Origin of the sequence: Klebsiella sp. BIGb0407, from assembly GCF_024807845.1 — a bacterium.
GTDB lineage: Bacteria > Pseudomonadota > Gammaproteobacteria > Enterobacterales > Enterobacteriaceae > JGM124.
Genome location: NZ_JANUEQ010000010.1, coordinates 110,640 through 122,429, shown reverse-complemented (window position 1 = coordinate 122,429; position 11,790 = coordinate 110,640). Strand labels below are relative to the sequence as shown.

Here is an 11,790-nt window from a genome sequence, read left to right as displayed (position 1 = left end):
GAAGCTCATGAATCTGAGTCGTTCTAAGTAAGGGATCAGCTGGCATCCTGAAGAGGATGCCAAGTTCTGAAAAGCGCCTCACTGCAGCCGATGCATACTCTAGCACTAGGCATACTTATCCGTTTAGCTGTTAGTTTGAGTGAAAATCTTTACAATTACAGTATTCCGTACTTCTGTTCTCGAGTCTCAAAGGCATGTTGTCCGCCTTCAAGTACGTCACAGATAGCTTTGCGCATGCTGTTATCTAATCCGTGTTCGCCATGCTCCAGCGCCCCGCTGCGGTAACTGATCACTTCATCCTCATTACTGGCCACTATGACCTGTTCGGCATCACAGTTCACTACTAGGTTGGCATTATGGGTCACGATGATGACCTGCCGATACAGTTTGATTTTGCGAAAAAGTGGAACGAGCTGACGCATAATAAAGTCATTATCAAGGTCGTCTTCGGGCTGGTCGAAAACGAAAGGTGAGCCGAACGCATCAGTTGCCAGCTTCAGGCAGACATAGAACGTCCCTCGTTGCCCGGCAGACAGTTTTTCCACCGTTTTGCCTTTGTATTCAAATTCGGCTCTCACACTTAGATAGCTGTTGATGTATTCGGGGCTGTAGAGGAAACGCTGCAGCGCGTAGGGGCCTTGGTTATTGAAATATTCTGATTTCCAGAGAAAGGTTTCAAGCGAGATTTTCTTGCCGGACTCTTCAGGAAGTTCAATGATGGCATCGCCGCGGATAAGTGCTATAAAATCATCAATATTCCTTACGCCAAGGATTTGTACGAGTTTTTCTACGCCGGACTGTTCGCCCGCGGTACGGAATCGCCCGCGGTTAAGTCGCTCAAGTATTCCCTTATAAAATAGAACATTGTCAAAGTAAGGCTGTCCGTAAATACGAATGTCGGTCAGAATTTCCTTTATTAGCGCCTGTTGTTCAGGCTTGATATGCGATTTCTCAGACAATGTAGCAAAACAAGTATCGATCTTCGTTTTCTGTTCTAGAAGCTGGTGGACGTAAGTCTCTGATAGGTTCCCTCGTTGTCGGACGTCATTAGCGTACTGTGCAATGCGCTGCTGAATTTCACCATCCCTGAGTTGCGCCTGCTGAATTTCACGCTGGTAGCCGTGAATTTTCTCGAGCACGCCCGTGATATCCTGCTCAATACCCTGTTCCCGGAATTCAGTGGTTATCTGCAGGTTATCCTTGCCTGTCTGCGTCAGTTGCATCTGTAGTGCCCCTATATAGGTAATGACCTGCGTCTTCAGCTCTGACAGATCCAGTGGTGGTACAGGAGCTACACCTATGGGAACCGCGTTCATCTCGGTTAGCCGAATGTTCAGCGAGGTTTCTGCTGCTTCAGCTTCCTGTAGTAAAGTCTTCCCAGCATTGATGGCCTGCGTCAGCTCGGTCGTGCGCAGACTATTAGCCTTAAATCGTTCAATCAGCGCTTTGTTCTTTTCACTGGTAAGCGTGTTGATTTTGCCTTGGGAGACCCTGATCACCTCGGCTTGATACTCGCGCGTATTTATACGGTACTGACGATCATCAAGTGCAATATAGTGTTCACGAAACGACCGGAATGCATTGAGGTTCTCATCCAATCTCTTATACAGCTCGCCTGTCACCTCACTTTCTGTCAACCTCAGCATTTTCTTTATTTCATCGCTAAGTAGATCGGGCTGTTGGCAAAGGGTTTTGATTTCCCCTTGCGAGACGTGCAGATAATCGTAGCTCTCGGTGCGGGTATCAAAAAGTACCTTTTCACCGTTTGCCTTGTCCAGCTCAATGACCAGTCGTTCAATGTTGACTGCGCGCTCTTCGCTACCGTGTGTGGCTGCACCGACAAAGCGGGAGCGTAGTGCGTCTAGCAGCAAGCTCTTGCCTGTTCCCCTACCTCCGATGATTGCTACCATGTCTGGATTAAGTGGAATACTCAGCTTTTTGAATCGTATAGCTTGCCCGTCAAAAATTGTGCCTTCAACGTCAATATTGCTGAAATGTACTTTGGGGATCCTTCGTGTCGGCCAGTCTGCGTCCAACTGCAGGCGGCCTTCAGGCTCCAGCAGTGCCTGACGGAGCCCCTCAAATGTTGGCTTCGCCTTAACCCAAGTAAAAGCTCGACCGATTTGGTCTTCCCGATGTGCATCCGAGCAGTGAAAAACAGGTTTAGCTGTGGCTCCAGAATAGCGTGTCGTTGTCAGGAAGTATTCCCTGTCGCGGGGACCGCCAAAAATCATATGTCCTTGACGATCAATTTCTGTGGCAATTGCTGCGGAACGTCCAGTTGCTCCGGGACGATAACCACCGTAACCATTAGGACAGACTGCCACGATGTAATCGACAAAAGGCCTTAGTGATGAAGAAAGGTGTCCGAGCAACTCATTGAGATTAACCACGATTGTTTCGACATTATGCCCACTGCCATGCACGCTGCTTTCACAGGCGTATACTTTTTTCCCGCTGTCATCGGTTAGTTTCAGAGGAAGTCTGGACAATATCTCATTTATTTTTGAGGTGCCGAGCCTCTCAGAGAAGAGTACATGCACGTTAATAAACGCTTCGTCTTTATTTTGTTGATCGAGTCGAAACTCCACATTGCCCAACACAGTGATATTAAGACCTTGTCGGGCAATTTCCTCTCGGATAATTTCTAACTCATTTTCTTGGAAATAAAAATAGTTGGTCAGACCAATCAAAGAAAGCTGTTGTTCTGCCAGCATTCTGACGTAGCTTTCAGTATCACACTTTCCTTTATATACATTGGCAAGCCAAGTCATGGGACTGTGGATATGCAGATCCCACTTATTCCATTCAGATCCTATCATACGTTGCAGATCCCTTTATTTGGGATTAATCTTATTGGCATAATAATGAGAGTATTTCGAGCTTACCACTCTTTTGAGTATTAATTTTGTAAAACAGGGAGCCACAAAGTACTGAATTCGTCTTGCAGGTAATTACTTTTCTTTATTAAATTGCTAAGATCCCTTGTTTTAAATGTAGTGTCTTATGTCAGTCATCGAGGCGAGCTGTCCATACTGTTCATCATCTTCAGATCTTCTCAGTCAGTACATTGGCGTTATCTTTGGCTCCTGTGAAACAGAACCTTCACGTTTCGTTTCACTCAGAAATCCTATCGGGTAATTGCTAGGGCATCATTGATATGGCAATGAATGGTCTGCTGTAACGCGCAACAGCTTGCATTATGGTGAATAGTCTAAATACTGTCTTGTGTCACTTAAAAAACTAAACTCATCCTGAGTTGTCTGCCGGATATCCCCCTATTGATACCATTGCTTGTGCGGAAATAGATGAGCAGTGCTTTACACGCGGACTTAAGCCCGATAACGCGTATGACCGGATGCGTAAGAAAGTTGTTGCTCATGTCTTCGGAAAGAGAACCATAGAAATGCTGGAGCGTCTTCTGGCGCTACTTTTTGCGTTCGACATAATGTTCTGGATGACGGGTGACCTGCTGTTTTATGAAGCCCATGAGCAAGGAAAATCTACATTATCAGCAAGTAATATATGTAACGTACTGAACGACATAATCAGAACTTGAGGCAATACCTAGCAATGCGGATAAGAAGGTCACTGTCGTTCTCAAGATAACCGGAATTACATGACAAGGTCATTATCTGAACAATCACCACCAATAAAGCGGATGCATCACCCAATATGAAGAGATCCGTTAGTGGTAGATTAAATATCTATTTTTAATTCTAGATGATATTTTAGGTGTGTTTGTTATCATATTTTACTCTAAGTGTTAACGCTAAATGACACTATGTTTTAGTCTGTGGAAGTAGTCATGTTATATGAGTCTTAGCTATACCATCATTAAAGATGATTTCTGCTTATTGTTATGTTAAAAAATGGTTTTCATACCATCTTCTATTGTTCTAAATAAAGTGAATATTGTTTCTTTTAAACTATAGCCAGCATCTATTAATAGTGAGTTTTTGGTTTTTGTAAATGAAACTCCATCTAAAAAAAATAATAGTGATCCATCAGTCTCGTTAATGTGGCCATTAACTTTGTCTAATTTAATGAAATCAATAAAGGAAGTATTCATAATAGGAGATTGCTCAGGGTAATCTTTGTTTTTTTGAGCCGATTTATTATCAAGTTCTTTTTTTAGAGATTCAAAATCATGCGTAAGTATATTTTTTAACAAGCTATCCTTTAAGAAAAATGAGTCTTCATTTTTTATTTCAAAATGAGAGAAAATTCTCTTTTCCTCGCCGAAGTTAAGAATGCTTGGGATTATAATAGGTACTGTATTATGCTTGAGGTAATTGTTAATGGTAAGATATATATTGTACTTTGCTCCTGCCATAGAGTAATTATAATTAGAAAAGAAAGGGTTTAAATAAGTGTAATATTTAAACACGACATCACCGACTAAATTCTCATATTCATCACTTCTCTCTGACTGCGTAGTTTTGAAAGAAGCTCCCCACTTAGAAATCTCAGAGCATATGGCGTACTTGAAATAATATGCCCAATAATTATGAATTATTACTTCACTACTTTTTTTACCTGAAAGCTTCAGGATTTCCGAATTAATTTCATTTATTATCAAAGTAGTAGTGTTAAACTGAGATTTATTTGCTCTATTATAGGAATTAATGATTTGATTATCATCAAAAGATTTATACTGTATTTTTACAATGTTTTCATTTTGACATCCTAGCTTCATCGAAACCCATATGAAATAATAATCTATAAGCGTAGCCATTCCCTGTAGTAACGCATCCGAAAAAATCTGAGTCTCTTTAGGTAAGGTATATTTATTTCCTGGGAAATTCAGATGCATAAAATAAAACTCTTTGAGTTTAAATTCTCTTAAATATAAATAATATTTAATTTTTTTTTGTGTGTAGAGGATGTTTTGCTCTATTTTATTTATATGAGACACAGGTAGATTCCTTATGAATGAAAACCATATTATTTGAAAGTTTCACCGCTATCTTACTTTAAAATGCTCTTGAGTAAATGTTTTTTTTCTTAAATGACATGAAAATCAGATATAAATTATATAGGTAATCTCTATGGTGATATTTTTATGAAGGATAAAAAGGTTTAGTATGCCCCTTGAGATATAAATATAATTAATGATGTTTTTCTTAGTCGTAATTATTGACTTATTCTTGTAAAGAGTCTAATTCTTTTCTAAAGAATTTCATGTGGAAATTTTTTGTCCACTTCTCATTGTTTCAATATAGTGCTTTCATAATTTTGTACACCATTTTAGACGGGTATGATTTTTGTACAATGCAGTAAATTAATTAAATGTAGGTTAAACTATTGTTTTTCTGACTGTTGTTATAAATATCTTTATTTATCAATGCGCACACCCCAATGCATCATGGGGGTGTGCGCATCTAAATTTTTGTTGTCAGTCATCGACATGATTTAATTAATCCATTGAATTTAAAGTTTATTGTGATTTTAGTTATTATTCTTATTGAGTATCACTTAGCCGCTAACGCGGTTCTTCTTTGACAGATAAACGGGTAACCACACCTTGGTTATCCAAAGCGACCAAAAGAAGCCCTTTATACTAGCCCAGCGACCAATAAGCTGTCACAGATAAAAATGGTAAGCTTTCTGAAAACATCACTGGAAATGGTGAGGATTTTGTTGAGTAAATCAGATTCAGGGCAGACGTCTCTGTAAAAACCTCTGAACCTGACGGCCTGGGAATGGCGTTTTCTGATTTAAAGCCTGCATTGAGACATGAATACTCAGATTGACATGCGCAAAATATGTACTCGGGAATGTATTAATTATGCTCAGTATTGAGCTCTCAGGAATTTTAATTTTTAGCTGAATATTATTATCATTATCTTCTCTGCAGGTTATTTATAAACCCATGGTGTTTTACAACATAGCTATATTAAATTTAATTTAGGTAAACCCAAATGTTAATTAATTGTATTTTTGATGATAATCAACATGCTTAACTCGTAATAATAAAATCGCACGTATAATTTGATAAACATCAATAAATTCTCATTTAGATTATTATTATTATTTTCAGATTTCATTGTTAAAAATACCCACCAATATAACCACTTGTATAATAAGGTTATTTATTTTTTATGTGACATATATCCAGGTTTTTCAAGTGGTTGACCTTATTAACAATTGCCGTTAGAGTCGCTTTTGACAGCATTTCATTACAATTTTTGTTTTGAATAGGAATATGGTGAGAATGATTTAATTCAATGCCATAACTGCCCCCGCAACTGTAGGCGGATGCAGAATATCCTTGAGCGGTTAATTAACCGCTGGTCACTGTAAAGCGCGTCTTTATGGGAAGGCTGATATTCTGATTACCGTGAGTCAGGAGACCTGTTGTCAACGTTGTATACCATTGAGTGGACGGGATGGTCCATGGAATGATTATTTGACATAGACAGCAGTGTATTTATGAATAAGATCTCAGATTAAGTAAGCTTATTTGCTTTCCAGGATCCCTTTGTTCTTGAATCGCGCGATTTATTGTCATCTATCTTCATGTCTCCTCCCGATATAGAACGAAATGAGCCATGGCCAGGCCTTCAGGTTCTGGCATAAACGGGACGATGATAATGCACGCGAATTCTACCTCTTTCACCTCTAAAAAAATACTTCTGGCTATTGTCAGTGGTACTGCTCTGCTGCTTACCTCTGGTTTTTCAAGTGCGGCAAAAACCGAATACCCTCTGACGATTAAAAACTGTGGTCGCGATATTACTTTCAATCATGCACCCGCGCGGGTGGCAACTGTTGGTCAGAACAGCACGGAAATCCTTTATTCACTCGGTCTTGCCGATAGCGTAGTGGGGACTTCGCTCTGGTTTGGCCCGGTACTGGAGGCTTATAAACCGGCTAACGAGAAAATCGCTGTTATTGCGCAAAATATTCCCAGCTTTGAAGGCATTGTTGCGACAAAACCGGATTTAATCGCCAGCCAGTTTGAGTGGCAAATCGGTTCTGCGGGTACGGTTGCCTCTTATGAGCAGTTTGATGAACTCAATATCCCTGTTTACACCGCGCCTGCTGACTGCGCAAAAGATAACGAAGACGGCGGCGATGGTGTCCGTAAGGGCATGTTTGATATTGCCATGGTGTATCAGGAAGTCGCCGATCTGGCGAAAATCTTTGATGTTCAGGACAAAGGTGAGGCGTTAATTGCCAGCCTTAAAGCGCGTGAAGCCGCGGCGAAAAGCAGCATTGCGGGTATGGATAACAATGTCTCCGCCGTGTTTTGGTTTTCCAGCGCGGACTTACAGCTTGACCCTTATGTTGCCGGAAAGCTGGGACCAGCAGCATGGATTGCCCAGACTCTGGGGGTGAAAAATGTCATTGATTCTGCTGAAGAGTGGCCAACGGTCGGCTGGGAAACTATCGCTAAAGCGAATCCTTCGGTGATTGTGCTCGGTGATATGAGCCGTCGCCGTTTCCCGGCGGATGACTGGAAGATAAAGATGGAATATCTCAAGTCTGATCCTGTCACCAAACTGCTTCCAGCCGTTAAAGAAAACCACCTGCCGGTCATTGATGTCCAGGCCATGAATGCCGGGATAAGAACCATTGATGGGGTGGAAAAACTAGCTAATGCCCTGGTTGAATATGGCTTAGCGCACCCGCAGGCCGCTCATTAATCCAGGTTTTGCGCGATATCTTGTTCGGGTATCGCGCATTTCAGGTAATCAGAAATGCAGCTAATCAAGCGTGGTTCTCGCAGAATGTATCCTGTAGTCAGTCGGCTGATGGTGAGAGTGGGTGGGCATGCCCTTTGGGTTAGCGTACTGATGTGCGGTGTACTGCTGGCAGGGATCTCCATTGGTGAAACTGTTATCCCCTGGAGACATGTACTCAGTACTCTGGCAAACCATTTTTTGGGTACAGCCTATCCCGTCGATGCCCTGGATGCCGGGATCGTCTGGAATTATCGTCTCACCCGGGCGCTGGTCTCGGCCAGCTGCGGCGCTTGCCTGGCGGTTTCCGGAGTAGTGCTTCAGTCACTGCTGCGTAATGCGCTGGCAGAACCCTACCTTCTGGGTATTTCTGCCGGGGCCTCCACCGGTGCGGTACTGATTGCTCTCACCGGGCTTGGCGCCGGGATAGTCAGTATGTCATTGGGCGCTTTTATTGGTGCGCTAACGGCCTTTCTGTTTGTCGCTCTACTGGCAATGGCCGCGGGTGGCCGCCAGGGAGGGGGGATCACAACGCAAATTATTCTGGCCGGGATTGCAAGCTCCCAGCTCTTCAATGCGATTACCTCGCTGGTTATCACCCATTCAGCCAACGCCGAGCAGGCACGCGGTATTATGTTCTGGCTACTAGGCAACTTGAGTGGAGTTCGCTGGCCCGATGTGATTTTAGCTATCCCTACCGCCCTGGTCGGGATCCTGTTGTGTTTTTGCTATGCCCGTCATCTCGACGCATTTTCTTTTGGCGCAGAGTCTGCGGCATCGCTCGGTATTCCGGTAAAGCGCACCCGAATAGTCCTTATTGCCGCGGTGACCGGTATGACAGCAATTATGGTTTCAATTGTGGGGGCGATAGGCTTTGTCGGCCTGGTGATTCCTCATGCGGCTCGCCTGCTGGTGGGTAATCAACACCATCGATTACTGCCCGTTAGCGCACTCACCGGTGCCATTTTTCTCATTATCGCCGACGTTATTTCCCGCACATTACTACCCGGTCAGGTACTGCCGATAGGTGTGATTACCGCGCTGGTTGGCGCTCCCGCCTTTGCAATTATTCTAATTAGAGGTAACAGGACCCAATGATAGTGAATCTGGCACCGCCACCCGTTCGCTCCAGGCAAGCCGTGATTGAAGCGCGTAATCTGCACTGGAAGGTAAAGAGTAAGACTATCGTTAATGATATTTCGCTTAACGTCACTCCAGGTGAGTTCGTCGGAATCATTGGTCCCAACGGTTCGGGTAAAACGTCACTTATTTCATTGCTTGCCGGTTTACTGAAACCTTCCTCCGGACAGGTAACTCTGCAGCAAAAGGCGCTCCAGCAATACTCGCGTCGTCATCTGGCACAGCAGGTAGCGCTGGTTGAACAACAGGCTGAAACCAGTGAGCGACTTACCGCACTACAAGCGGTTTCTCTGGGGCGAACCCCCTGGCTGAGCCTGCTTTCTCCCTGGTCTGCCAAAGACGACGATATTGTGCAAACCATGCTGGAGAAGGTCGATCTCCATGAGTTGCAGCATCGTAGCTGGCATACCTTTTCCGGGGGTGAAAAGCAGCGCCTGCATATTGCCCGGGCGCTGGCCCAACAGCCGCAGTTGTTATTAATGGATGAACCCACCAACCACCTCGATATTCAACATCAGATAGGTCTGCTCAGTCTGGTGAAGCGCGAAAAACTCACCGTGATTGCTGCTTTACACGACCTCAATCATGCCGCGATGTTCTGCGATCGCATTATCGTCATGAAGTCCGGACGCATGGCGATGGAGGGAGCCCCTTGCTCCGTTTTTACCCGTGAAAATCTCCAGTCCTGGTTTGGCGTTAACGCGGTTGTTGAACGTGAAGCGGGCAATAAAAACTGTTTTATTCGTTATCAAAGACCTGATGAATTATAAGGACTAACCGATGAAATACCTGAAACAGAGCCTGAAAGTTCTGTGCTTGCTTGCTATCGCCTCTTCAGCTTTTGCACAAACGCACGAAGTATTAATGAAGAACCGAGGCACGGCCGGACCCATGATCTATGAGCCGGATTATCTGGAGATCGAGCCCGGCGATACGGTGAAGTTTATTCGTAAGCATAAGAGCCACAATGCGGCCTCCATTGCCGAATTATCGCCCGCTAATTACCCGGGGTTTATGGGGAAAATAGACGAAGAGATTGAGGTGAAGTATGACGATGCCGGATTTTACGGCATCAAATGTACGCCACACTATGCCCAGGGCATGGTGATGTTAATTAAGGTTGGTGATGCCACTTTGCCGGACAGCTACCGGGCATTTAAAGCCCCGGGAATTGCGGATAAGCGCTTCCAGGAAATTTACTCGCGTATCGACAAAAAGTAATTCGCGAGACTCAGGAGGAAATACGCGGTGGCAGATAATAAGCATGCAGATGACGACATTCAGGAACAGCGCCGGGAATGCCTGTGCAAACTGACCAAATTCGTTGGTGCGGCGGGTATCGTTGCGGCCGCCTGGCCACTGGTTTCCGCCTTAGGCCCGGATGAGAAACTACAGGGAGAGAATGAACCCATTGATGTTTCTCTCGCGGGTATTGCCGCCGGGCAAACGGCCAGGCGCGTATGGCAGGGCAAGGTCATCCTGATTCGCCATCGCACACCAGAGGAAATTATTGCCGCCCGAAATGCCGACGGGAACCGGTTTATCCACCCTCAGTCAGATAGCGAGAGGGTCAATGCCGATTATCCTCAATGGCTGGTGGTTGAGGGTTACTGCCCGCATGCCGGATGTGTACCTAACGCCCGGGCAGAAGGACAGGGCTGGGTTTGTCCCTGCCACGGATCGGAGTTTGATAGCTCCGGGCGCGTCACGCGAGGCCCGGCAACGGCTAACCTGGCAATCCCTGACTACGTTTTTCACGCGGGTGGTCAGGCTGTACGTATCGGAACCAAGGACGCATGAAATGAGCACTGAGCCTGTTTATTCGCTGCGCTGGCGTATTCCCTTTCCACGTTCGGCTGCCGGACTCTGGGTATTCGCTATCGGTAGCATTCTGCTGGTTATGCTTGCTGTGCAGATCCTGACGGGTGTTGTTCTGGCGATGTTTTATGTGCCGACGGCTGAACTGGCATTTGATTCCATCATTCATATTATGCGCGCGGTTCGCCATGGGGAACTGCTGCGCAATATGCATTCTATTGGCGCATCACTCTTTTTCTTTGCCTGCTATCTGCATATTTTCCGCGGTATGTACTACAACGTTTACCGCAAGCCCTGGACAACAATGTGGATCATTAGCGTTACGCTGTACATCCTGCTGATGATCACCGCATTTCTTGGTTACAGCCTGATTTGGGGGCAAAAAAGCTACTGGGCGGCAACGGTCATTACACGTTTTGTCCAGACTATTCCGCTCGTGGGAGACACCCTTTACGCCTATTTAGTCGGGGGGCATACGCCAGGAACACCGATGTTAGGCCGTTTTTTCGTGATCCACTTTCTTCTTCCCTTTGTGATCCTCGTGGTGACGGTTTTTCATATTCGCACCGTACAGTCGGCTTTTGCCCGGGCAATGAAAAAGCAGTTTAGCGAGAAAGAGTCGAGAAGCTTATTATTTGATTTTAAAATCACCGATCTCGATGCCATCAAAATCACCCTTTTTTTGATGCTCTTTGCCTGGTTTTTATTCTTTGCGCCACACTATCTCAGCAGTGCCGATAACTTTATTCCCGCCGATCCCACGCTGACACCTGCGGTTGTGGCACCGGAATGGTATTTCCTTCCCTTTTTCTCCATCCTGCGCTGTTTCCCGAACGAGTTTATTGGACTCGCTGCGATGTGCGGCTCGGTACTCATTTTCTATTTTCTGCCCTGGCTTGATACGTCTCGGGCGCGTTTTCGTCAGTGCAGCAAACTGGTGAAGTGCGGATTCTGGCTATGGATCCTCAATGCCTGCTTTTTAGGCTGGTTAGGCTCAAAAGCCCTGGTAGGCCCCGATCTTACCGAGGGTTTTCGTAATGAAGAGGGCTGGGTCCGCGCGGCATCCCAGCTTTCAACACTGATCTGGTTTGCCTGGTTTTTGCTCGTCTTGCCCTGCCGTCGCTTTCTGGAAAAGCAGGAGTAA

At 45.0% G+C, this 11,790-nt stretch carries 9 protein-coding genes and 1 riboswitch; of the genes, 7 read left to right on the top strand and 2 right to left on the bottom strand.

Annotation, left to right across the window (positions count from 1 at the left end; translation table 11 throughout):
- Window positions 1-155 precede the first annotated feature (155 nt).
- The gene (locus M2387_RS22950) at window positions 156-2,822 is read right to left on the bottom strand and encodes a TrlF family AAA-like ATPase (RefSeq protein ID WP_259052888.1); all 2,667 of its coding nucleotides are present in this window, start codon (window positions 2,820-2,822) and stop codon (window positions 156-158) included.
- Between the two features lie 437 nt (window positions 2,823-3,259).
- Between M2387_RS22950 and M2387_RS25970 the strand changes: the two genes are divergently transcribed.
- The gene (locus M2387_RS25970) at window positions 3,260-3,559 is read left to right on the top strand and encodes an IS1 family transposase (protein ID WP_409040289.1); all 300 of its coding nucleotides are present in this window, start codon (window positions 3,260-3,262) and stop codon (window positions 3,557-3,559) included.
- Between the two features lie 306 nt (window positions 3,560-3,865).
- Here M2387_RS25970 and M2387_RS22945 read toward each other — a convergent pair whose 3' ends face one another.
- Window positions 3,866-4,918, bottom strand: a complete 1,053-nt coding sequence (locus tag M2387_RS22945; protein ID WP_259052887.1) for a hypothetical protein — start codon at window positions 4,916-4,918, stop codon at window positions 3,866-3,868.
- Between the two features lie 1,237 nt (window positions 4,919-6,155).
- A riboswitch (cobalamin riboswitch) is annotated at window positions 6,156-6,379 on the top strand.
- Between the two features lie 217 nt (window positions 6,380-6,596).
- Here M2387_RS22945 and M2387_RS22940 point away from each other — a divergent pair.
- The 6 genes from M2387_RS22940 to M2387_RS22915 are packed head-to-tail and all read left to right on the top strand — an operon-like array spanning window position 6,597 to window position 11,790.
- Window positions 6,597-7,652 (top strand): ABC transporter substrate-binding protein, encoded by a 1,056-nt coding sequence (locus M2387_RS22940; RefSeq protein ID WP_259052886.1) that lies wholly within the window; start codon window positions 6,597-6,599, stop codon window positions 7,650-7,652.
- A 54-nt stretch (window positions 7,653-7,706) separates the two neighbouring features.
- Entirely contained in the window at window positions 7,707-8,786 is a 1,080-nt protein-coding gene (locus tag M2387_RS22935) for a FecCD family ABC transporter permease (RefSeq protein ID WP_259052885.1), read from the top strand.
- Window positions 8,783-9,598, top strand: coding sequence for an ABC transporter ATP-binding protein (locus M2387_RS22930; RefSeq protein ID WP_259052883.1), 816 nt, complete (start codon window positions 8,783-8,785; stop codon window positions 9,596-9,598). Before M2387_RS22935 ends, M2387_RS22930 begins: the two co-directional genes overlap by 4 nt.
- 10 nt (window positions 9,599-9,608) lie before the next feature.
- Window positions 9,609-10,049 (top strand): pseudoazurin, encoded by a 441-nt coding sequence (locus tag M2387_RS22925; RefSeq protein ID WP_259052880.1) that lies wholly within the window; start codon window positions 9,609-9,611, stop codon window positions 10,047-10,049.
- Between the two features lie 27 nt (window positions 10,050-10,076).
- Complete coding sequence (petA, locus tag M2387_RS22920; RefSeq protein WP_259052879.1) at window positions 10,077-10,628, top strand: ubiquinol-cytochrome c reductase iron-sulfur subunit; 552 nt, start codon at window positions 10,077-10,079, stop codon at window positions 10,626-10,628.
- A 1-nt stretch (window position 10,629) separates the two neighbouring features.
- Window positions 10,630-11,790 (top strand): cytochrome b, encoded by a 1,161-nt coding sequence (locus M2387_RS22915; RefSeq protein WP_259052878.1) that lies wholly within the window; start codon window positions 10,630-10,632, stop codon window positions 11,788-11,790.